This is a genomic window from Streptomyces sp. RB17 (genome assembly GCF_009604455.1).
Taxonomy (GTDB): domain Bacteria; phylum Actinomycetota; class Actinomycetes; order Streptomycetales; family Streptomycetaceae; genus Streptomyces.
Window position 1 is genome coordinate 705,850 of sequence record NZ_WEGL01000005.1, and the last position, 20,597, is coordinate 726,446.

Annotated in this window: 19 protein-coding genes and 3 pseudogenes; 10 read left to right on the forward strand and 12 right to left on the reverse strand. The window is 68.8% G+C overall.

What is annotated here, in order from left to right; translation table 11 throughout:
- Positions 1-12: 12 nt before the first annotated feature.
- Entirely contained in the window at positions 13-1,035 is a 1,023-nt protein-coding gene (locus tag SRB17_RS24960) for a DNA-directed RNA polymerase subunit alpha (protein ID WP_323376192.1), read from the forward strand.
- 332 nt (positions 1,036-1,367) lie between these two features.
- Here the strand turns inward: SRB17_RS24960 and SRB17_RS24965 are convergent, their stop codons facing one another.
- Positions 1,368-2,063, reverse strand: a complete 696-nt coding sequence (locus SRB17_RS24965) for a glycerophosphodiester phosphodiesterase (RefSeq protein WP_323376193.1) — start codon at positions 2,061-2,063, stop codon at positions 1,368-1,370.
- Between the two features lie 331 nt (positions 2,064-2,394).
- Here SRB17_RS24965 and SRB17_RS47650 point away from each other — a divergent pair, with 331 nt between their 5' ends.
- Complete coding sequence (locus SRB17_RS47650) at positions 2,395-2,517, forward strand: hypothetical protein (RefSeq protein WP_267133446.1); 123 nt, start codon at positions 2,395-2,397, stop codon at positions 2,515-2,517.
- 251 nt (positions 2,518-2,768) lie between these two features.
- Here the strand turns inward: SRB17_RS47650 and SRB17_RS24970 are convergent, their stop codons facing one another.
- Positions 2,769-3,674, reverse strand: coding sequence for a LysR family transcriptional regulator (locus SRB17_RS24970; protein WP_153542289.1), 906 nt, complete (start codon positions 3,672-3,674; stop codon positions 2,769-2,771).
- Positions 3,675-3,820: 146 nt separating this feature from the next.
- Between SRB17_RS24970 and SRB17_RS24975 the strand changes: the two genes are divergently transcribed.
- From SRB17_RS24975 to SRB17_RS24985, 3 genes are all read left to right on the forward strand, one after another.
- On the forward strand, positions 3,821-4,939 hold the full coding sequence (locus tag SRB17_RS24975; RefSeq protein WP_323376194.1) for a PrpF domain-containing protein: 1,119 nt from the start codon (positions 3,821-3,823) through the stop codon (positions 4,937-4,939).
- Positions 4,936-6,333, forward strand: coding sequence for a C4-dicarboxylate transporter DctA (dctA, locus tag SRB17_RS24980; RefSeq protein WP_153542291.1), 1,398 nt, complete (start codon positions 4,936-4,938; stop codon positions 6,331-6,333). The genes SRB17_RS24975 and dctA overlap by 4 nt, the downstream gene beginning before the upstream one ends.
- A 261-nt stretch (positions 6,334-6,594) precedes the next feature.
- The gene (locus SRB17_RS24985; RefSeq protein WP_153542293.1) at positions 6,595-7,026 is read left to right on the forward strand and encodes a hypothetical protein; all 432 of its coding nucleotides are present in this window, start codon (positions 6,595-6,597) and stop codon (positions 7,024-7,026) included.
- A gap of 207 nt (positions 7,027-7,233) precedes the next feature.
- Here SRB17_RS24985 and SRB17_RS46595 read toward each other — a convergent pair.
- A pseudogene (locus SRB17_RS46595) lies at positions 7,234-7,663 on the reverse strand (IS21 family transposase); the annotation flags it as partial.
- 265 nt (positions 7,664-7,928) lie between these two features.
- On the opposite strand from SRB17_RS46595, the gene SRB17_RS24990 reads away from it, so the two are divergent.
- Positions 7,929-8,465 (forward strand): DinB family protein, encoded by a 537-nt coding sequence (locus SRB17_RS24990; protein WP_323376195.1) that lies wholly within the window; start codon positions 7,929-7,931, stop codon positions 8,463-8,465.
- Between the two features lie 186 nt (positions 8,466-8,651).
- Here the strand turns inward: SRB17_RS24990 and SRB17_RS24995 are convergent, their stop codons facing one another.
- Positions 8,652-9,131: an SRPBCC family protein gene (locus SRB17_RS24995; protein WP_153542295.1), complete on the reverse strand. Its 480-nt coding sequence runs from the start codon at positions 9,129-9,131 to the stop codon at positions 8,652-8,654.
- A 101-nt stretch (positions 9,132-9,232) separates the two neighbouring features.
- On the opposite strand from SRB17_RS24995, the gene SRB17_RS25000 reads away from it, so the two are divergent.
- Both SRB17_RS25000 and SRB17_RS25005 read left to right on the forward strand, forming a co-directional pair.
- The gene (locus tag SRB17_RS25000; protein ID WP_323376196.1) at positions 9,233-9,991 is read left to right on the forward strand and encodes a TetR family transcriptional regulator; all 759 of its coding nucleotides are present in this window, start codon (positions 9,233-9,235) and stop codon (positions 9,989-9,991) included.
- Positions 9,978-10,265: pseudogene (locus SRB17_RS25005) on the forward strand (RICIN domain-containing protein); the annotation flags it as partial. The gene SRB17_RS25000 and the pseudogene SRB17_RS25005, both read left to right, overlap by 14 nt.
- Before the next feature lie 315 nt (positions 10,266-10,580).
- On the opposite strand, the pseudogene tnpA reads toward SRB17_RS25005, so the two are convergent.
- Positions 10,581-10,894 (reverse strand): annotated as a pseudogene (gene tnpA, locus SRB17_RS25010) (IS200/IS605 family transposase); the annotation flags it as partial.
- Between the two features lie 22 nt (positions 10,895-10,916).
- Between tnpA and SRB17_RS25015 the strand changes: the two are divergent.
- Positions 10,917-12,086, forward strand: coding sequence for an RNA-guided endonuclease InsQ/TnpB family protein (locus SRB17_RS25015; RefSeq protein WP_153542297.1), 1,170 nt, complete (start codon positions 10,917-10,919; stop codon positions 12,084-12,086).
- Positions 12,087-12,162: 76 nt separating this feature from the next.
- Here SRB17_RS25015 and SRB17_RS25020 read toward each other — a convergent pair whose 3' ends face one another.
- Together SRB17_RS25020 and SRB17_RS25025 are read right to left on the reverse strand one after the other, a co-directional pair.
- A complete protein-coding gene (locus SRB17_RS25020) occupies positions 12,163-13,449 on the reverse strand; it encodes a glycoside hydrolase family 6 protein (protein ID WP_153542299.1) in 1,287 nt (428 codons plus the stop codon).
- A gap of 163 nt (positions 13,450-13,612) precedes the next feature.
- Positions 13,613-14,578: a glycoside hydrolase family 6 protein gene (locus SRB17_RS25025; RefSeq protein WP_153542301.1), complete on the reverse strand. Its 966-nt coding sequence runs from the start codon at positions 14,576-14,578 to the stop codon at positions 13,613-13,615.
- A gap of 323 nt (positions 14,579-14,901) precedes the next feature.
- Here SRB17_RS25025 and SRB17_RS25030 point away from each other — a divergent pair, with 323 nt between their 5' ends.
- A complete protein-coding gene (locus SRB17_RS25030) occupies positions 14,902-15,915 on the forward strand; it encodes a LacI family DNA-binding transcriptional regulator (protein WP_153542303.1) in 1,014 nt (337 codons plus the stop codon).
- Between the two features lie 906 nt (positions 15,916-16,821).
- Here SRB17_RS25030 and SRB17_RS25035 read toward each other — a convergent pair.
- The 5 genes from SRB17_RS25035 to SRB17_RS25055 all read right to left on the reverse strand — a co-directional run bounded on the left by SRB17_RS25035 (position 16,822) and on the right by SRB17_RS25055 (position 20,579).
- Positions 16,822-17,262: a YybH family protein gene (locus SRB17_RS25035; protein ID WP_153542304.1), complete on the reverse strand. Its 441-nt coding sequence runs from the start codon at positions 17,260-17,262 to the stop codon at positions 16,822-16,824.
- A 62-nt stretch (positions 17,263-17,324) separates the two neighbouring features.
- The gene (locus SRB17_RS25040) at positions 17,325-18,992 is read right to left on the reverse strand and encodes a multicopper oxidase family protein (protein WP_228396234.1); all 1,668 of its coding nucleotides are present in this window, start codon (positions 18,990-18,992) and stop codon (positions 17,325-17,327) included.
- Entirely contained in the window at positions 18,985-19,476 is a 492-nt protein-coding gene (locus tag SRB17_RS25045) for a hypothetical protein (protein WP_228396235.1), read from the reverse strand. Before SRB17_RS25045 ends, SRB17_RS25040 begins: the two co-directional genes overlap by 8 nt.
- A gap of 39 nt (positions 19,477-19,515) precedes the next feature.
- Positions 19,516-20,079 (reverse strand): YceI family protein, encoded by a 564-nt coding sequence (locus tag SRB17_RS25050; RefSeq protein ID WP_153542305.1) that lies wholly within the window; start codon positions 20,077-20,079, stop codon positions 19,516-19,518.
- 59 nt (positions 20,080-20,138) lie between these two features.
- A complete protein-coding gene (locus SRB17_RS25055; protein ID WP_153542306.1) occupies positions 20,139-20,579 on the reverse strand; it encodes a YybH family protein in 441 nt (146 codons plus the stop codon).
- Positions 20,580-20,597 lie beyond the last annotated feature (18 nt).

The following is a 20,597-nucleotide window of genomic DNA, read 5'->3' on the forward strand; positions in this document are numbered from 1 at the left end:
AGGCAATACCTCGTGCTGATTGCTCAGCGTCCTTCGTTGACCGAAGAGGTCGTCGACGAGTTCCGCTCCCGGTTCGTGATCGAGCCGCTGGAGCCGGGCTTCGGCTACACCCTCGGCAACTCCCTTCGCCGTACCCTCCTGTCGTCGATCCCCGGCACTGCTGTCACCAGCATCCGCATCGACGGTGTCCTGCACGAGTTCACCACCGTGCCGGGCGTCAAGGAGGACGTCACCGACCTGATCCTCAACATCAAGCAGCTGGTCGTCTCCTCGGAGCAGGACGAGCCGGTCGTGATGTACCTGCGCAAGCAGGGCCCGGGTCTGGTCACCGCCGCCGACATCGCGCCCCCGGCCGGTGTCGAGGTGCACAACCCCGACCTCGTCCTCGCCACGCTGAACGGCAAGGGCAAGCTGGAGATGGAGCTGACGGTCGAGCGTGGCCGCGGTTACGTCTCCGCCGTGCAGAACAAGCAGGTGGGCCAGGAGATCGGCCGTGTCCCGGTCGACTCGATCTACTCGCCGGTTCTGAAGGTCACGTACAAGGTCGAGGCCACGCGTGTCGAGCAGCGCACCGACTTCGACAAGCTGATCGTCGACGTCGAGACCAAGCAGGCGATGCGTCCGCGTGACGCCATGGCCTCCGCCGGCAAGACCCTGGTCGAGCTGTTCGGTCTCGCCCGCGAGCTGAACATCGACGCCGAGGGCATCGACATGGGCCCGTCCCCGACGGACGCCGCCCTTGCCGCCGACCTGGCGCTGCCGATCGAGGAGCTGGAGCTCACGGTCCGCTCCTACAACTGCCTCAAGCGTGAGGGCGTCCACTCCGTCGGTGAGCTCTTGGCGCGCTCGGAGGCCGACCTGCTGGACATCCGCAACTTCGGTGCGAAGTCGATCGACGAGGTCAAGGCGAAGCTGGCCGGCATGGGCCTGGCCCTCAAGGACAGCCCGCCCGGATTCGACCCGACCGCCGCCGTGGACGCCTTCGGCTCGGACGACGACGGGAACTCGGGTTTCATGGAGACCGAGCAGTACTGAACGCTGCGCCGGCTTGCGGGGAACCAGCAAGGCAGAGGAGCCGGCGATGTGCACCGGCCGACCTTGCCCGGTTCCCCGATGGCCCACTGATGGAGATGTAGACGCTCAAGCTCTCCGGCGCACCGCGGCCGCGCGGCCTCTACCGTTTCCAGTGGCATGCCCAGCTCCTGACAGGACGAGCGTGGCCCCGTGTCTTCACACGTCGCGCGGGGCCACGGACGGGTCGTTCAGGTCGCCGGCCTCCTTGTAGTCGACTGTCACCACGTCGCCGCTCACGGTCAGGTACGAGGCCGCGCAGATGGCGCCGAACAGTTCGTCCCGGACCCGTGGGGTCAGGCCGTGGCCTCGACCAGTCGCTTCATGCCGGGCTGGTCGGTCACGCAGCCCACCAGGCCGAGGGTCCGGGCCAGCGCCAGGTCGCGCTCGTCGTTGACGGTCCAGGCCATCACGTCGATGCCGGCGGCGCCGCACTTGTCCACGATGGCCCGGTTCAGCTGGCGCAACTCCACGCTGACCAGCGTGGCACCGACCTTCTGGGCGCGGCCGACGAAGGTGTCGCGGTGCGCGCTGGGGCCTGCCACCAGCACGGTGCGGGCCTGCGGCAGCAGGTTGTGGATCTCGATCAGTGCGACGTCGTGGAACGACAGCACCGAGACCCGGTCCAGCAGGCCGCGGTCGGTGAGCACCCTGGCCAGCGACCGGGCGGCGGCCACGTCCTTGATCTCCGCCTGGATCGGCAGCGTCGGCCCGACGGCGTCCAGCACCTCCCCGAACGTGGGGATGGGCTCGCCGAGGCCGGCGTCGAGCTTCTTGAGCTGCCGCAACTCCTGGTCGGCGATGGGCCCGGAGCCGTCCGTGGTGCGGTCCAGGGTCTCGTCGTGCATGACGACCAGCTCGCCGTCCCTGCTCAGGTGCAGGTCCAGTTCGATGCCGTCCAGCCCCTCGCGTTCGGCCCGCAGGAAGGAGCGCAGGGTGTTCTCCGGCTCGGCGGCCATGACACCGCGGTGGCCGATGGTGAAGAAAGACACTCGGTTGCCGTCCTTGGGTGCGGTGGTCCGGGGCAGCCGCACGAGGGCCGTCCCTCCGCCGGGCGGCGGGCGACCGCCCTCGGAACGCCCAAGCGTAATGGGCCCGTCCGGCCGCGCGCTCAGCCCGCCTGGAACCGCGCCGGAGCGCGCCCCAAGGCAGGGCAGGTGCATTGAAGAGACACCACCTTGAATTCGCTGGTCACGGGTTTGGTGTGGGCGGTGGGTTGTGCACGCGTGCCGGCCGGGGGCGGTTGTCCGGCACCAAGATCGTCTGTCAGCGCGCGATCTCGATGGCGGTCAGAAATCGCAGGGCGCGAAGGAGCGTGGTGGCGTGACGGACGTGCAGGCGGCGCTTGGTGAGGATGCGCCGGTTCTTCAGGTGGGCCACCTCGAGATCGCCGTCAAGCACGTGCAAGCCGCGCATCCGGACAGCGCGCTGCCGCGGATCCGCTGACCAGGCGAACCGCCCACTGCCATCACCCCGCAGTGGAAGACGTCGACCATCCCCTCGGCCTGTCACTGCCGGAGCCGACGCTCGCCACGCCCACCTCGGACCCGGTGCTCCTTCCGGATCACGAACCCGACGTATGGCCAGGGTTGCTGGCCGTCGCCGGTTGCCCACGTCCGACACCGAAGTGCGCGGCATGGATTCTCAGCGGTGAGTGCGATGGTGCCATGACCGGTGGGCATGGTTCGGTGTCAGCGTCAGGGTGTTCGGGTCGCAGCGGCATCGCGGAGGAGTCCGGCGAAGGTCAGGGCGGCGGGGGTGAGCGAGTGGTCGGCCATGCGAACGAGGAGGATGCGGCGGATGGGGGCCGGCGGCTGGAGGGGCAGGACGTTGACGCCGGGTCGGATGCCTTCCAGGGCCAGGGTGGGGGCGAGGGCGACGCCGATGCCGGCGGCGACCATGGCCTGGGCTTCCTGGTAGTCGTGGGCCTCGTAGGCGATGTGGGGCTCGAAGCCGACGGCGCGGCAGCCGCGGACGAGGGCTTCGGCCACCGGGTGATGGTCGGCGCGGGTGATCCAGGGGTCGTGCGCGAAGTCGGCGAGTGAGGCGGCGTCGCGGCCGGCGAGTGGATGGTGGTCGCTGACGAGAAGGGCCGGCGGGTCATCGAGGAGTGGGGTGACGACGATGTCCTCCCGGTCGATTCGGCTCCAGTCGTAGTCCCACATCAGCGACATTTCGATCTCCCGGTTCTCCAGCATCGTCCAGAGCCCGGCGATGCGGGCGCTGCGGACGGTCAGCCGTACGTCGGGGTGGGCGTCCCGGAAGGCGATCACGGCCTGCGGGAGGAGCGAGGCGCCGACGGTGGGGAAGGTGCCGATGCGCAGTGTGCCCGCGCGCAGGCCGGCGTAGTCGGCGAGTTCGTTTTCCGCGGCCTGCAGTTCGCGTTCGATCCGTTGCCCTCGTTCGGCCAGCGCCCGTCCGGCGTCGGTGAGGGTGACGCCCCGGGCGTGGCGTTCCAGCAGGGGCTGGCCTGCCTCCGTTTCCAGGCGGCTGATCTGCTGCGATACCGCTGACGGTGTGTAGTTGAGGGCGCGGGCTGTCGCGGTCACCGAGCCGCGCCGGGCGACCTCCGTGAACAGCAAAATGCGCCGGACGTCGAGCATGCCGCCACCTCCAGCGTTCACTTCACCTTAATAGCTATGCAGATTTCCGAGATTGTACTTCACGCTGCCGTAACCCACCGTGGAGGACACCACGCACGGCGAGACCGTCGGTGGGCTTCCCCTTCCATGTCTGTGAGGAGTCAGTTGTGCTGCGTCTGCAGGGCGAGATGATCCGCGGAGGAACCAGCAAGTGCTGGATCTTCGACCACCGCGACGTGGCCGCCACGGGCGTGGACGTCGACGCCCTCCTGCTCGCCGCCTTCAACGCCGCCGACCCCCGTCAGATCGACGGCGTGGGCGGCGCCTCCTCCACCACCTCCAAGGCCGCCGTCGTACGGGCGTCGGCCGAACACGGCGTGGATGTCGAGTACGCCTTCGCACAGGTCGGAATCGGCGACGAGCGCGTGGAGTGGGCCAGCAACTGCGGCAACTGCGCCACCGCCGTGGCCCTGTACGCCGTCCACCACGATCTCGTGCCGATCGCATCGGACACCACCACCGTCCGCATGCTCAACGTCAACACCGGGGCCCGCCTCACCGGCACGATCCCCACTCCCGCGGGCGTGGCCCCGGAGGAGGGCACGGCCGTGGTCCCGGGTACCTCGGCGCCGGGCGTGCCGGTCCTGCTCGGGTTCCAGGATCCGGCGGGCTCGACGACCGGCCGCGCACTGCCGACCGGCCGGGCACTGGACGAGCTGACCGGCCCGGACGGTCCCGTCGAGGCATCCCTGGTGGACGCCGGCGCGCCGGCCGCGCTCTTCGAGGCCAAGGCGTTCGGCCTCGACGGCACGGAATCCCTCACCGCGTTCGCCACCGCAGTGCCCGCGCTGACACTGCTGCGCCGCCAGGCAGCGCTGGCCATGGGCCTGGCCCGCGAGGACGGTCCGGTCAGCCACGCGGTGCCGAAAGTGGGCATCGTCGCCCGACCCGCGCTCTATCGCACCACACAGGGCATACTCGTCAACCAGGACGAGTACGACCTGGCCGTGCGCATGGTCTCCATGCACGCCCCGCACCCGGCGATCGGCCTGACCTCCGCCGTGGCCCTGGCCACGGCCGCCGCCACCCCCGGCACCCTCGCCCACCGCGTCGCCCGGCAGACCGCCGACGGCACGCTGCGCCTGGGCACCCCCGCCGGCGTGATCACCACCCAAGCCGTCCCCGCACCGGACGGCGCGTCCCCCACGGTGCTGCTGCACCGCGCCGCCCGGCGTATCGCCCGAGCCGAACTCCTCGTTCCCGTCCTGGAAGGACGCCCCGCATGAGCCGCAACGACGCTGCCCCGGGTACCGTCACCGCACCACCGGGCCGCATCCGCCGGATGCTGTCCCACCTGTACGTCCAGTGCCTGATCGCCGTCCTTCTCGGCGCCGCCGTGGGCGGGCTGTGGCCGTCCGTCGGCGCTGACCTGAAGCCGCTCGGCGACGGCTTCATCGCGCTGGTGAAGATGTTCATCGCGCCGATCATCTTCTGCACGGTCGTCCACGGCATCGCCTCCATGGGCAACGCCCGCGCGGTCGGCCGCGTGAGCCTGAAGGCTCTGGTCTACTTCGAGGTACTGACCACCGTGGCCATGGTGATCGGCCTGGTCGTCGTCAACGTCGTCAAGCCGGGCAGTGGGCTGCACGTTGATGTCTCGACCCTGTCCGCCAAGGGCCTGCCGCCGGAGTCGACCACGGCCCATGCGGGCTTCGCCGAGTTCTTCCTCGCCATGATCCCGGCCACCCTGGTCAGCGCCCTGACCGGCAACGAGATCCTGCCGGTGCTGCTGGTGTCGGTGCTGTTCGGCTTCGGCCTGCACGCCAGCGGAGAGGCCGGCCTGAGCATCGCCCGGGGCGTCGAGAAGTTCTCCACGGTGCTGTTCACGCTCATCCGCTGGATCATGCGGCTGGCTCCCATCGGCGCGTTCGGCTCAATGGCCTTCACCATCGGCCACTACGGTCTGGGCACCCTGCGCCACCTGGCCCTGCTGGTCGGCTCGTTCTGGCTGACCTCCCTCCTTTTCGTCCTGGTCGTCCTCGGGACCGTGATGCGCCTGAACGGACTGCGGCTGCTGCCCTTCTTGCGCTACATCAAGGAAGAGCTGCTGATCGTCCTGGGCACCTCCTCCACCGAGCCCGTACTGCCGCGCATGATGGCCAAGCTCCAGCACGTGGGCGCCTCGAAACCGGTCGTCGGCATCACGCTGCCCGCCGGGTACTCCTTCAACCTCGACGGCACCGCCATCTACCTGACCATGGGCTCGGTCTTCCTCGCCCAGGCCCTCGGTATCGACCTCAGCCTCACCCAGCAGCTGGCCATGCTCGCCGTCATGCTGCTCACCTCCAAGGGCGCCGCAGGCGTCACCGGCTCCGGCTTCATCGCCCTGGCCGCCACTCTCAGCGCCGTCCCACACGTTCCGGTCGCCGCTCTCGCGCTGATCTTCGGCGTCGACCGGTTCATGTCCGAAGCCCGCGCCCTGACCAGCCTGGTCGGCAACGGCGTCGCCACCCTGGCCGTCGCCCGCTGGGAGGGCGAGCTGGACGAGGACCGCGCCAAGGCCGTCCTGCGCGGCGAGATTCCCTACGCCCCTGCTCCCGCCCCTTCTGCGGTGCCGGCCGAGCCCGATCCGAAGGAGACGCCCACACCAACCCGCGACCCCGTGCCCGCCGCAAGCTGACCTCGCAGGGGCGGGCCGGCCCGGAGTAGACGCTCTGGGCCGGCCCGCCCATGTCTCAACAGGACGTCGTACTCGCCGTCCGGCCTGAAGGAACCTCTGGCCCTCCCGTACACCCGGTCTTCCAACCGCTGATCAAGTCCGGCGAACGCCGCGCTGAACTCGCGCATCGTCTGCCGCTTCGGTGATCAGCGATCCACGGATTCCCCGGCGTGCGCAAGGCGCCTGATCCGTACATCCGGGCAGGAGGTGCATCAGGCGGCCATGGACGCGGAACCGGACCTTCGCGAGCCGACCACGGCCCGCAGGACCGAACTGGAAATGCAGGCAGAGAAGTTGATCCGACAGCTCCAAGAGGTGCGCGATGAGCTCGAGGAGCTCACTGTCGCCGAGCGGGTCGCGCGCCGGCTGGCCGAACAACTGCACGTCGTGACCGAGCAGGAAACGACGCCGCCGGGGGGTGACCGCCAGGTCGCGGGCCGCGCGGTGCTGCTGGTGCCGCGGCGCGAGCGCGACACCGACGAGACGGTACTGGCAGAGGACTACCAGCGGACCATTGATGTGATGCGAGGGGCGGATACGCCAATCATGGTCAAGCAGGTCTGTGGTGAGCTGGGAATGTCCATCGAGCCAGCCAGGGCGAAGGCGCTGCGCGCGAAGCTGAACCGGCCGGCCGACCGGGGCTGGCTCCGCTAGCTGGCCGACGGGGAATTCACCACCACCCTGTGAGCTCGTTCTACCGCCCACCCGGCATGCGGATCGGGCTGTAACGCCTCTGGCCCCGGCGGCAGTTGATGTCGTATGCGAAACAAGAGCAACCCCGCCGGGGGCACTGAGACGGTTGTCTACCAGTCCAGTCTGCAGCTGTCCAAGGCCACCCTGACCTTCCTCGGCGATCTGCTCCGAGTAGAGGGTGTGGCCGATCTTGACGTGGACATCCGGGCCGACCATCGCCGTCGACCATTCGACCATTCGGCCAGCACGAACGGCTCGGGCGGCACTGCCGCTGACCGGCGACGTTCCCTGCCCCAGAGCCGGGCCTCGGCCTGCATGTGCTCAAGCGAGGTGAACGCCCGTCCGCTCCAGAACGAGTCACGGACATAGGCACGGGCCGCTCCACTCTGGGCTTGTCCTTCGGCTTCGAAGCGCGAGCTGGATCCACCAACATGTCGTCGTGGGCGTCGAGTTCGGCGTACGACTTGTTGATCTGCGGGTCATAGAGGTCCGGCTTGTCCACCCCGGTCGTGACGTTGTCCGGCACCAGGCGTCGCGGGACGCCGCCCATGAAGTGGAAGGCTTCCGCGTGCGCGAGGGTCCAGGCGTGCCGGTCCATAGGACCTTCCGGGAACCGGGATTCGTTCTGACCAGCGGTTGCGTGATGGCCACGGCTGAGGTGTGATCCGGCCCCGCCTCAAAGGGGCGACGCTTCGCGGAGACCCGATCACGAGCATTTCGGTCGACCAGGCGATGAGTTTCGATGCGAACGGGGGTCCTTTTGGGCGGACGCACTCGGCGTGGCAGTAGGGCGCCAGCCACCCAGTCCCGGAATCGTGCGCCTGCACTTGCCCAAGCCTGTTGACGAGTGAGGAGACCCCAGCGTGGACGACATCGTGGTGCAGAAGATCATTCGTCCCGAGCGCGTGGTGTCGGGCCCGTGGCTGAGGGTGATCGCTTCGAACCTCGAGTACCACCGTGCGACCTTCCTGTGGAAGTGTGAGGGCCTGTCGGAGGCCCAACTGCGGCAACCGCCCGTGCAGTCATCGGCGTTGACGCTGCTGGGGCTCATGCGCCATCTGCAGGGGGTCGAGCGGGCTTGGTTCCAGCGGACGCTGGCGGCCACAACCCCTCACTTCTATCCCTATCAGACCTACGTCACCGTTGCCGGTGACGAGTGGTACGACGAGTCGGACCCTACGCCGGCCAGGGACGTGTACGAGGACTATCTGAAGGCGTGCCAGGAGTCGCGGCAGGTGTTCGCACGGGTGACCGGCGATCCTGCACGCCTCGTGCCGAACCCGGAATTCGGCGACACCGATGTCCGGTTCGTGCTCGAGCACGTGATCGAGGAGTACGCCCGCCACGTCGGCCACGCGGACATCCTCCGTGAAGCCATCGACGGTGCCGTCGGCGAGTAACCCGACCTCGCGTCATCACGCGTCGAGATCCGGCATCACGAGAAGTCGGCGCAGCCTGTGTACAGCTGGATGTCGTAGGAGGGAGATGGGTGAGATGGGTGTCTGGCGTAGCCTTCCCGCTGACCAATTGGCCTGCGACGCCCCAGCAGGTGCCTCGCCAGTTGTGCGCCCCGTAGTCGGCAGTCGTCAGATCTTGCGCTTGAGGCTGCTGCCGGGGCCGAGCCTGCCGGCCTCGTCGAGATCGTTGAGTACCGCGGGCAAACCGACGCGTAGCATCTTGCGCCGGACATGGCCCAGGATCTGGGCCATGAAGAACCCGCCGGTTCCTGTGAAGCCCGTGTGATGGTAGGTGAAGCGAGTTCCTGCGGCATGGGGCTCGATCCGGTAGGCGACCTCGGTGGTCTCTCCGCCGCCGTGGTCGGTCCACGAGTAGCGGAGCAGTCGGGGTTCGTCCACCTCCAGCACGACGCAGTCGACGATGCCGCTCCATCCGGGCTTCGGCTTCGCGATGAACTGGAACTCGGTGCCGACAGTGGTGGCAAACCCTTCCGGGCGTGCGCCGGCACCCGTTGCGGTCCATAGGGGGATGAGCGCCGGGTCGGTTACAGCGCGCCAAACGTTCGTGGGGGAGTGCGGGTAGTCGCAGACGATGTGGATGACGCTCATGGGAGCTCCCAACGCTGTAGTGAAGTCTCAGGCACCAAATTACAGTGACTGTAAATCTACAGCAGCAGTACTAATCGTGTCCCTGGAGGTACGCTGCCTTCGTGAGCACGGTGGACTGGACGGGATGGCGCAGGCAGGTCGGGGAGCCGGAGACCGAGGGACTGCGGGAACGCAAGAAGCGCCTGATGCGGCAACGCCTGTCGGACACGGCCACCGAGATGTTCTTGGAGCGCGGCTTCGACGGCGTCCGCGTGTCAGAGATCGCCCACGCGTGCGGGGTCTCGGAGAAGACGGTCTTCAACTACTTCCCCACCAAGGAATCGCTGATCCTGGACCTCGGCGAGACGACGATGACCGCCCTGCGCGCCGGCCTGGCCGCCCCTGGCCGCTGCCCGGTCGACGCAGTGTTGCGGATCCTGTCCGACGAACTGCATGGCATGACGTCGTGGATCGCTGCGCAAGACGACCCTGTCCAAGCTGCCGCCACGATCCGGCGATTCCGCGAGCTGATCCGGTCCACGCCCTCGCTGCGGGCCTATCACCGCGACATGACCGACCGGCTCGTCGGCGCTGCAGCCGAGGCGCTGGCCCATCGCACCGGAATGAGCCCGGAGGACCCGGAGCCGCAGATCGCGGCAACGGCTCTGCTCGGGCTGTGGCCCATCCAGTTCCGGAGCCTGGGGAAGCACCTGGACGGCGTCCGCACACCTGAGCAGGTGCATGAGGCGGTGACCGCCGACGTCCGCCGTGCAGCCAAGCTCATCGAGACCGGCCTGGCCTCGTTCAAGGATCTTGGAGAACCGCCGATGCTCACGACCGCGACGCATCCCGAGCAAGGGCAGGACCTACCGACTCGTTGACGCGCTCAGCAACATTCACCAGGGGGAGGGTGGGGAGCGAGCGGCCGCCGACGGCTGGGGCGCCACGGCCGACGGCGCCCCAGCCCGGCAGGCCGCGTGGAACGGTGGCACGAACCAGCAGTGGACCATCACCCACCGGGGCGACGGCCGCTACTCGGTCGCCGGCCGCGCCACCGGCCTGGTCCTCGACGGCGGGGGCAGCGTCGCCTCCGGCTCGGTCACCAATAGGTGGTCGTGCAACGGCAGCACCAACCTGCTCTGGACCTTCACCGCTCAGCACCGTGAGGAGGCGCCGTTCGCCGCTCACACGAGGACGCACGCACCGCATGCCCTGGACGTCTCATGGTCGGGCGTGTTCATCGCTACCACCATGACACCGTCGCCCGGGCTCCAGCCCGGTCACCGGCGACAACGAGATGAAACGGCTCGGTGGCCGGACGCGTACGGAGGTGTCCGACCGGTTCAGCATGATCTAGCGACGAACCCCGACCGTTCACGGCCGGGAGCAATCGCTTCTCAAGATAGGGGCGACCTGCACAGGCGCACGGGTCTGCACTGTTGACGAAGTGATCGCCCCACAGGCATTTGCGATGTGGCCGGGGAACTCCTGCCGCAGGCGTCGAGCCGAGACGCCGTTGAGGCTGCCGATGAGTCTGGAGGTGGTGACCTTCGGCGGGTGGTGCACCAGTAGGTGGACGTGATCGTGCTCGCCGTTGAACTCCACCGGCTCGGTTTCGAAGTTGGCGCACACGGCGCGCATGATCTCTTCGCAGCGTCGAAGGAGCTCGTCGGTGAACGGTCCGCGCCGGTACTTGGCCGGTACTTGGGCGTGAAGACCAAGTGAGCATGGAGGGTGTAGACGACCGTACGACCCCTACGGATATTGGGGTTTGGGCTTTTCATCGAGGTGACACAGATCAACGATATGATCACACCCGTGAAGATCGTCGTGCCGGTGAAGCTGATGCCGGAGGCCGACCAGGCCGCCGCGCTGTCGGCGACTGTGCGCACGGTCAACGACCTGGCGTGCTGGGTCTCCGAGGTGGCGTTCGCCAACGATGTGCCGCGTGAGTACGAGCTGCGCAAGCACACCTACGCTCATCTCAAGGAACAGGGGCTGGGGGCGCAGGCGGCGCAGCACGTGATCAAGAAGGTGCGCGACGCGTACACCACGCTGCACGCGAACATCCGTGCTGGGAATCTGGGGAAGTCGGGTTCGAAGCGCCGGCTCAGGGCAGAGTCCAAGCCGATCATGTTCCGGCCCGAATCGGCGCAGCCATATGACGACCGGTGCCTGTCGTGGCAGATGGACGCACAGACGGTGTCCATCTGGACGACCGCAGGCCGGATCAAAAACGTCCGCTTCGCCTGCTCCACTCACGCCCTCAAGACGCTCCGGGAATACCGCAAGGGCGAGTCCGACCTGATCGAGCGTGACGGCGCCTTCTACCTGATCGCCACGTGCGAGATTCCCGAGGCTGAGCAGTACGAGCCTGACCACTTCATCGGCGTGGATCTCGGGATCGTGAACATCGCCACCACGTCCACCGGCTACCAGGCCGCCGGACGGCAGCTGAACCGGTACCGCAAGCGTCAGCTCGCCCTGCGGGCCAAGCTCCAGAAGAAGCGCACCAAGAGCGCCAAGCGCAGGCTCAAGGAGCGCTCCCGCCGCGAGCAGCGGCACGTGAAGAACACCAACCACATCATCGCCAAGACGATCGTGACCGAGGCTGAACGCACCTTTGCCGGACTCTGTCTGGAAGAACTCAAGGGAATCCGGCAGAGGGTACGGCTCCGCAAGCCCCAACGGGTCGCACTCCACTCCTGGGCCTTCGCCCAGCTTGGGGAGTTCATCGTCTACAAGGCACGCCGGGCCGGTGTGCCCGTGGTGTACGTCGATCCCGCCTACTCCTCACGGGAGTGCGCGCACTGCGGCCACGTGGACCGGCTCAACCGGACCTCCCAAGCCACCTTCGTATGCCGGTCGTGCGGCGTCGTTGCGCACGCCGACCGGAACGCTTCCCACGTCCTCGCCCGCAGGGGCGAGAACGTGTGGACCGCGGGGCGTGAGTCACGCGTCCCTGCCACCCCATAACGGGGTGTCTGGACGGAGGAGCCCACCCAGCAGCCAGTTGGACGCTACCTCCAAACCCGGTCCCTTCAGGGCCGGGTCAAGTTGACCGGTTGAACGTCAGGCGCGGTACCGCGTTCCGGGCCAGTGCGTGGGCCTGGTCGGGCCACCAGGCGCCGGCGGGTGGGTCGACGATGCCGTACTCGGGGTCGATCGTGCCGCCGGTGTTGCGCGTGCAGCTGCCGTCGGACTCACCGGGGGTCTTGATCCACAGGTAGGCGTCGACGAGCGGGACGCCGGTGTCGGTGGTGGGGCGTGGGCCGAGACCGCGCCCGGGCGCGTTGCACCAGCTCTCCGGGTCCCCGCTGTACTTGCCCGGCGCCGGGGTCCAGGCGCCCCGGCCGTCGCGGCTGGTGTCGATCACGAAGTGACGCAGCTCGTCGGCCGGCGGGGTGCCCACGTTCTGGTCGAACCAGGCGTCGGTCCACCGCCAGGTGGCGGGGTCCGTGGGGGAGACGGCGTCGCCGGGGGCGCCGTCGTTGGGGGCGGCGGACGAGTAGTACTGGCTGGCGCACCAGTCGGTGTGGCCGCGTGCCTGCTCGGGGCCTTTGGTGGCGAACCAGAGGCACTTGGCGATCCATGTGCCGTATCTGGCGTTGTGGTCGGTGGGGTGGTTGTTGGAGACGTTCAGGGTGAAGCCGTCGCCGTACTGGACCCCGGCGTCCTGCAGTCGCTGTGCGATGTCGCCGACGGCCCGCCACTGTACGTTGCCGGCATCCAGGTAGACCGCGGTGCGGGGCTGGGCCTTCAGGGTCTTGACGGCGTATTCGAGGTCGGCGATGCGGGCGGCGGTGAGTTCGCCGGTCGGGTCGGTGGTGGGCCCGCAGTCGCTGGGAAGGTTGGCCAGGCCGTCGGGTTCGACGACGACCACCGCTTTGTCGTCGCCGATGCCGGCGGCGAAGGCGTCGATCCACTGGCGGTAGGCGGCGGAGGATGCGGCTCCGCCGCTGGAGTACTGGGAGCAGTCCCGGCCCGGTATGTCGTAGGCGACCAGGACGGGGGTCCGGTCGACGGCCCGGGCCCGGCGGACGAGGTTGTTCACCTTGACGTGCACCTCGTCGGGCGTGCCCTCGGTGAACCATTCGGCCTGCGGCCAGCTTGCGAGTCTGGCCATGTTCGTGGCGTCCTCGATGTCGCCGTTCCTGAAGTCGACGAGGGCCTGCTTCGCCGCCTTGCTGTGCGGGTCCACATAGAACTTCGTGGCGGGGGTGACCACGTCCTGCGCGGGCGTGGGCGTGGCCTGGGCTTGTGTCGCGGTGAGGGCGCCGCAGACGGTGAGCGCCGCGATGACGGCGGCCGCGCGGCGCCGGAGGCTGCGTGGATTCATGACTGCTCCTGGACGGTGGATGGGTGAGGGGGTGTCTGCCCCAGGGCGGTCCGCCGGCCGCCTGTGCGGAAGGCGGTGAGCTGTGGACCGGGCGGGGCTGCGGCGGGTGGTGCTCGTGGCCCGGTGGCGGGGCAGGGGCGTACCGGGCCACGGGGACCCGGGTTCAGTAGCCGTAGATCATCTTGTAGGCGACCTCGGGGAGGAACTGTCCGGCCGAGGAGCCCGTTCCTACGCCGCAGTTGCCGTCGGACTCGCCCGGGGTCTTGATCCACAGGAGCATCTCGGCGCCTCCGCCCGTCTGGGTCGGGGTGCCGGTGCGGCGGCCCGAGGGGTTGCACCACTGGCCGTTGGAGCCGTTGCCATTGCGGCTGGTGTCCACGACGAACGGCTTGGTGTAGCCGTAGCGGGCGTTGAGTTCGCTGTTGACGGCGTTGCCGTAGGCGATGTTCTCGGCCGTGGTGTAGTAGTTCGAGATGTTGAGCGAGAAGCCGTGGGCCTGTCGCAGGCCGGCTTCGTGGAGGCGCTGGGCCATGGTCGCCGGGCTCGCCCAGCCCGGGTTGCCGGCGTCGAGGTAGACCCAGGTGTTGGGCGCCTGACGGTTGAACTGCGTGAGGGCGCCGGTGATCATGCTCTTGCGTTCGTCGATCTGAGCCTGGGTCATGCAGCCGTAGTCCGCGAGGGAGTCCGGTTCGAGCAGGACGATGGCCGGGCGGTTGGCGATACCGCCGGCGAACTGGGCGATCCAGCTCGCGTAAGCGGACGGCGATGCGGCTCCGCCGGCGGAGTGTCCGCCGCAGTAGTCGCGGTTGTAGATGTCGTACGCGACGAGGATGGGCAGCTTGTCCTGGCCGTCCGCCGCGCCGACGTAGGCACCTGTGGCGGTGCCGATGGTGCCGCTCCAGGAGCCGAACCAGTGGGCCATCGGGGTGTTGGCGATGAAGGAGTTGATCGCGGTCGCCCGGCCGTCTCCGGGGTTGGCGGCCACCCACCGCTTCGCGCTGGAGTCGGGGTCCACGTAGAACCCGCTGGTCATGCCGGTCGGGTCGGCGGCGTGGGCGGACGGTGCGACGGCGAGCGCCAGCGGCAGAGCGAAGAACGCTGCCACGAGGGCGCGGAGTCTGCGGCGCATGACAGTACCTCGGTTTCCTGGTGGGGATGCGTCGCGCGCTCTCGTCCCGAGCGTGCGACGCACTGAGGAAGTGGGGTGGTACGACGTGCGAGGTGGGAGCGCTCCCAATTGGAAGCGCTCCCAACGGTGCTGAGAATCCTTGGGGTGTGGCCGGTATCCTGTGGCGCCCTGATGAACCTGTCAAGAGCTGCTGCGCACCCCGCACTTCACAGGGCGGAAACAAGGCTCTACAGTCCCTGAAAACCGGAAGCGCTTCCAGCCGAACCGGATCGGGGCCGGACGAGACGCCTTCGGCGAGGCCGGGAGGGAAAGGCTCACAGTTCATGGCAGAGGATGTGCCACGTCGGCAGTCGACGCTCGACGAGGTTGCCGAACGCGCCGGCGTCTCCCGTTCGGTGGCCTCCCGCGTCCTCAACAACGCCCCGCACGTCAGCCGCGCCAAACGCGAGGCGGTCGAACGGGCCGTCCAGCAGCTCGGTTACGTGCGCAATCCGACCGCACGCGCGCTGGCCACCCGCCAGACGGGAGCGGCCGCCCTGGTCGTCGCGGGAGAGGATCCGTCGATTTTCGCGGACCCCTTCTTCGCCCAGGTGATCGTGGGGGCGTCGGCCGCCCTGGAGGAGGCCGACCTGCATCTGATGCTGTGTCTGGCCGCCTCCGACCGGGGTCGCAAGCGGGTGGAGGAGCTCCTTCGCTCGAAGGGCGCCGACGGCGTCATGCTGATGGCGCTGCGTGAGAGCGATCCGCTGGTCCGTACGGCCGAGGAGGCGGAGATGCCCGTCGTGTTCGGCGGACGCCCGGTCGGTGCGGCTCCCCGGTGGTACGTGGACGTCGACAACGCCGGCGGAGCGCGCGAGGCCACCGAGTACCTGCTCTCGCGTGGCCGGACCCATGTGGCCACGATCTGCGGGCGGCTGGACACCGAGGTCGGGCGCGCCCGGTACCGCGGCTACCAGGACGCGATGCTGGCAGCCGGCCTGACCCCGTACCCGCCGCGGGAAGGCGACTTCACCGAGCCCGGCGGAGCCGCCGCCATGGCCGCACTGCTGGCGAACCACCCTGAGGTGACCGGGGTGTTCGCCGCCAACGACAACATGGGGGCGGGTGCGCTGCGCGCCTTGCGTGAGGCCGGCCGGGCGGTCCCCGCCGACGTCGCTGTCGTCGGCTTCGACGACCTGACCGTCGCCCGGATCGCCGATCCGCCGCTCACCACCGTCCATCAGCCCATAACGGCTTTGGGGCGGGAGATGGCGCGCATGCTCGTCGCGCTCATCAACGGGCAGGACCCCACCCCGCTGATCCTGCCCACCCGTCTGGTCACCCGCTCCAGCGCCTGACAGCGCTCTGCTTCTGACTGCTGGGCGCTCAGTCCCTGCCGACGGAGCGCGAAGGGGCACGCAGCTGCGAGGGATCCGACAACGCTGGACGTGGATCGCACCGTGCTCGCCGACCTCGTGATGGGCATCCCCGAAGGCACGGTCCGGTCGCGGAATCAGGAGTGACGGGCCCCAAGGATGCCGCGGAGTGCCGTGGTTGGGGAGCCGGCGTGGTACTGCTCGGCGAGGCACCGGTCCGCTCGGAGGACTCGTGCAGCGCCGTGCGCGAGTCCATCGAGGTGCCGGGCCGTGAAGGCGTACGGCTCGCCCAGTGGCACACCTGGACATGCCGGCCGAGCCACCACGCCCTCGCCGCATCGGGTGGAAGCACTCCGGGTTCGGCGGGCGAGTTGTCTGCGGTCGACCGCAGGCCCCGCCACTGTCCAGGGCGCGACGTTCATCGGGCCGACTGTTGCCCCGGCAGGAGGCATCGGCGCGCAGTCGGACCGAAGCGCGTTGAGTCGCTGCGGCCCGACTGCATACGAAGTTCGTCACCAGTTGGCGCGGTCAACAGTCGGCCGCTGGAAGTGGAGCTGATGGCGGGGGAGCCGAGGACGAAGAACCTGGCCGGGGAGCCGCGCCCCTCGGCGACGGCCCCGTGCTCGCTGCTCTTTTTCAGGTGGGCGAAGCCGTGGTCGACGGGAGCGCGTCCGGCGGCCGGGACGCTGTTGGCCTGCTTCTGGCCCGGGGTGAGCTTGCGGGCGCGGGTGGCCTTGTAGCCGGTGACGATGACCTGGGCGGCGGGTTTCTACGCTGACCTCGGTCGCGCATGACTGATCGTCAGTCCGGCGACGGCGAGTGGCCGGCGAAGAGGCCTGCCCCGGGCCGTGCTGCGGGTACTCGTGGAGGACGCCGTCGAGGCCGGGATCAGGCATGCTGGTCCTTGTCCGTCGCCAGCCAGGCTTGAAGGTTTGTCGGGTCGATGGGAATCGAGACATGCTCGTGGGTGATCAACCACTTGCCGTTCGACCGTCGCAGGCAGACCGTCTCGCGCACCCATATCGAGGCTTGGAGCCCGCCCCTGCGCTCTCCCGAATCCAGGTGAAGCATGTTGGCGAACGCCGCGTCCCCATCTGCCACGATGGTCAGCTCATGCGTTTCCAGGCTGATGGGGCCCTCGTAGCCGTCGAACCAGCGCACGAAATTGCGGCAGACTTCTTCGGTTCCCGTGAACCGAAGCGGGGCGACGGCGTCGTAGTAGACGATGTCGGGAGCATAGTGCTCCATGAGCCGGTCGATGTCCTTCGACCGCTGGGCGTCGGTGCGACGCTCCAGAAGCGTCCTGATTTGGGAGTCGTCGGTGGTCATGGCCTGCTCCTTCGAGAGATCGGCAAGGCTTGGTAGACGGCCGTTCCGTGATACGGCGGGTGTCAGGTGATTTCGAGGTTGGCCATCATTCCCATGTCCTCGTGTTCGGCGTTGTGGCAGTGGAAGAGGTAACGGCCGCGGTAGCCGTCGAATCGGGTGATGATCTCCGCCGACTCGCCCGGCCGCAGGGAGACGGTGTCCTTGAGGCCCGCGTCGTGCGGAAGCGGGGCCCGGCCGCCGCGCGAGAGGATGCGGAATCCGACGAGGTGCAGGTGGACGGGGTGGTGGACATCGGCGACCAGTCGCCAGACCTCGATGTCCCCGAAGCCTGTGGTGACGTCCGTGCGGGAGGGGTCGAAGGGACGTCCGCCGATCAGCCAGACATGGCGGCCGTCCTTGCGGCCCGCGCGGAAGGCGAACTCGCGGACCCGGGTGGCGTCCTGACGGCGCCACACCGGCAGGTCCTCGGACAGGACACGGGGGACACGGCTGTCGTCGGTCGCCCTGCGAACGACCTGAAAGGCCATCACATCGCGGCTGCGTCCGGAGCCCAGCCGGTTGACGATCCTGACGCGACCGCCCACCGGCACCGCGCCGAAGTCGATGACCACGTCGTAGCGTTCGGCCGGCGCGATCGGCAGTCTCCGGTGCGTGACCGGCGTCGCCAATAGGCCTTGGTCAGCGCCGACTTGGACGAGATCGAGCCGGCGCCCGTCCTCCCCGATCGCTTCCAGGGCGTAGTGGCGGGCGTTGGAAGCATTGAGGATGCGCAGCCGGTAGCGGGCCGCGCCGACCTCGTGGACCGGCCAGGGAGCACCGTTGACGAGGATGACGTCGCCGAGGACCCCGGCCAGGTACGGTTCCCGGACACCCGGCCTCTCCCGGAGCGTGGGGTCCAGGGCGGGATAGGCGAGTGAGCCGTCGGCGTCGAAGGCGCGGTCCGCGATCATCAGGGGCAGTTCGCGGTCCCCGGCAGGCAGACCGAGCGCCTCTTCCGCATCGTCGCGGACGATGTGCAGCCCAGCAAGGCCCCGCCAGATCGCGGGAGCGGTGAAGTCCATGCGGTGGTCGTGGTACCAGAGCAGCGTCGGACGCTGGTCCAGGGGGTAGGTGTACTCCCGCGTCAGTCGGGTGGTCAGCGCCCGTGCATCACCGGCCGTGGCGGGCATGCCGGGCATGGCCCCCATGTCCATCACGCCCTGCATGCCGCCCATGGCGTGGCCGTCGGTCGGCCAACTCCCGGGCAGGACAAGGTCGGTCGGGTATCCGTCGGAGTCCGGCCGGGTCCGGCCGCCGTGCAAGTGCACCACGGTCGGCACGGGCAGCTCGTTGCAGTGCGTCACCATGACGGGTCGGCCGCGGCGCGACTCGATCGTCGGCCCCGGGAAGGTTCCCCCATACGTCCACATCGGCGTCCGGACGCCGGGAAGGATCTCCACCTGGGCTTCGCGCTGCACGATCTCGTAGCGGTCGGCGCCTCCACCGGTGCCCGCCGGCTTCAGCACGGACGGCAGCGGCAGCGGCACCTGGAACGCAGGTGGCAGCGGCATGGCGCTGCGCAACTCGGCACCCGTCGCCGCCGGGCGGCGCGACAGCACAGCGGCGGTCGACAGCCCGGTGGCCGCCATCAGCCCGAGCGCCCCACCGATGCCCAAGACCTGGCGCCTGGCCAGTCCGCGAGCACGGCCGGACCGGTCGTCGGCCGGCATGTCCCTCACCTCGTCACGCATGGTCGGCCTCCAGTCGATGCGGCTCCTGCACGGTCCGCCCCGCTTTCCCGCCAGGCTGCGGACGCCGAAGGGGCTGCCGCCATACGGCGATGAACAGCACGGCGAGCGCGACGATGGTCAGCACGCCCAGGGGGAGGTGCAGCCACAGCGCTCCGTCCATCCCGGCGAAGTACTGCACCGTCTCCGCCGCCACCAACGCCAGGGTGGCGACGAACGGCCAGGCCCGGCGCAGCCGGACCCAGACGACGACTGCCGCGATCAACTGCACACCGCCGAGGGAGGTGACGACGTCGGCGCCGGTCGCGTGCCAGCGCAGCGCGTCGTAGTCGCCGCTCAGATAGACGCCGGCGAACACGGGCTGACCGAAGATCGCAACCGTGTGCACGCTGACGACCGCGCGCAGCATCCACTCGCAGGACCACTTCCGGTGCGCCGCGTCCGATCGGACCGGTGCGGCCCGACGGAATCTGCCGATGGTGACCATGAGTTGCCTTTCTCGGGCCTTGCCAACTGCCCGTCCGGGTCACTTCTGGAGAACGGCCTGGATCTCGAGGCTGATCGACACCTTGTCGCCGACCGCGACGCCGCCGGCGTCGAGCGGGACGCTGATGTCAATGCCGAAGTCGCGCCGGTTGATCTCCGCGGTCGCGGAGAAGCCGGCCCGCTGTCCACCCCACTGGTCCGGGCTGAACCCGTTCACCTCGACGGCCAGCGGCACCTGCCGGGTGACGCCGTGCAACGTCAGCTCACCGTCGATGGCCCAGCCGTCGCCGGTCCGGCGGATGCCGGTCGAGCGGTAGCTCATCGTGGGGTACTTCTCGACCTTGAGGTAGTCGGCGGCGCGAAGGTGGTTGTCACGCAGCTCATTTCCGGTGTCGATGGACGCGAGGTCGATGGTCACGGCGACCGACGAGGCCAGGAGGTCCTCGCTGGTGACGATCGTGACGTCGTAGGCGGTGAATCGGCCACGCAACTTGTTGATCATGAGGTGGCGGACGGAGAAGGCGATCTCGGAGTGCACCGGGTCGGCCTTCCACGTGCCGGATCGGTAGCCCGGGATCTCGATGGTCGCGGGGGCGGAACTCATGTTTTTCCTCCACGGTTGTGATGCCGCGTCGACGCGGCGGGGGCGGTGGGCTCGGTGGGTCAGGGCTCGAGGTCGACTGCTCCGGTGCCGGTCCGGACGTCGAGCGGCACCGAGACCTGGTCATGCACGATCAACCACGTGCCGTCGATCTTCCGGAGGCAGTACGTGACCCTGACCCACATGCCGCTGGTCGCCGTCCCGTCCTTGAACGTGCCGCCGAGACGAGCGAAGGCGTGGCCGAATGCCAGGTCGTCGCCCACGGTGAGCGTCAGGTCGCGAACCTCGTAGGTGACCGTCTCGAAGGATGTGAAGACGGGCGCCCAGTTCCTGAGCTTGGCCTCGATCCCCACGTGCTGGAGCGGCGGTTGGACGTCGAAGGACACGATGTCCGTTGCGTAGAGCCGCCGCAGGCCGTCGGGGTCCTTGCCCTGGACTCCTTCGACGAGCTCGTGGACGAGCCGGCGGATCCTGGCCTCATCTGCTTCGTGCTGCGTGGTCATCGCTACCCCGATCCGTTC

Coding starts and splice junctions, on each gene's coding strand:
- dctA (WP_153542291.1), top strand. CDS start 4,936: ATGAGCCGCAACGACGCTGCCCCGGGTACCGTCACCGCACCACCGGGC.
- SRB17_RS24995 (WP_153542295.1), bottom strand. CDS start 9,131: ATGAGCGTCATCCACATCGTCTGCGACTACCCGCACTCCCCCACGAAC.
- SRB17_RS24970 (WP_153542289.1), bottom strand. CDS start 3,674: ATGCTCGACGTCCGGCGCATTTTGCTGTTCACGGAGGTCGCCCGGCGC.
- SRB17_RS25020 (WP_153542299.1), bottom strand. CDS start 13,449: ATGAATCCACGCAGCCTCCGGCGCCGCGCGGCCGCCGTCATCGCGGCG.
- SRB17_RS25025 (WP_153542301.1), bottom strand. CDS start 14,578: ATGCGCCGCAGACTCCGCGCCCTCGTGGCAGCGTTCTTCGCTCTGCCG.
- SRB17_RS25035 (WP_153542304.1), bottom strand. CDS start 17,262: ATGACCACCGACGACTCCCAAATCAGGACGCTTCTGGAGCGTCGCACC.
- SRB17_RS25030 (WP_153542303.1), top strand. CDS start 14,902: ATGGCAGAGGATGTGCCACGTCGGCAGTCGACGCTCGACGAGGTTGCC.
- SRB17_RS25015 (WP_153542297.1), top strand. CDS start 10,917: ATGATCACACCCGTGAAGATCGTCGTGCCGGTGAAGCTGATGCCGGAG.
- SRB17_RS25040 (WP_228396234.1), bottom strand. CDS start 18,992: ATGCGTGACGAGGTGAGGGACATGCCGGCCGACGACCGGTCCGGCCGT.
- SRB17_RS25055 (WP_153542306.1), bottom strand. CDS start 20,579: ATGACCACGCAGCACGAAGCAGATGAGGCCAGGATCCGCCGGCTCGTC.
- SRB17_RS25050 (WP_153542305.1), bottom strand. CDS start 20,079: ATGAGTTCCGCCCCCGCGACCATCGAGATCCCGGGCTACCGATCCGGC.
- SRB17_RS25045 (WP_228396235.1), bottom strand. CDS start 19,476: ATGGTCACCATCGGCAGATTCCGTCGGGCCGCACCGGTCCGATCGGAC.
- SRB17_RS24985 (WP_153542293.1), top strand. CDS start 6,595: ATGGACGCGGAACCGGACCTTCGCGAGCCGACCACGGCCCGCAGGACC.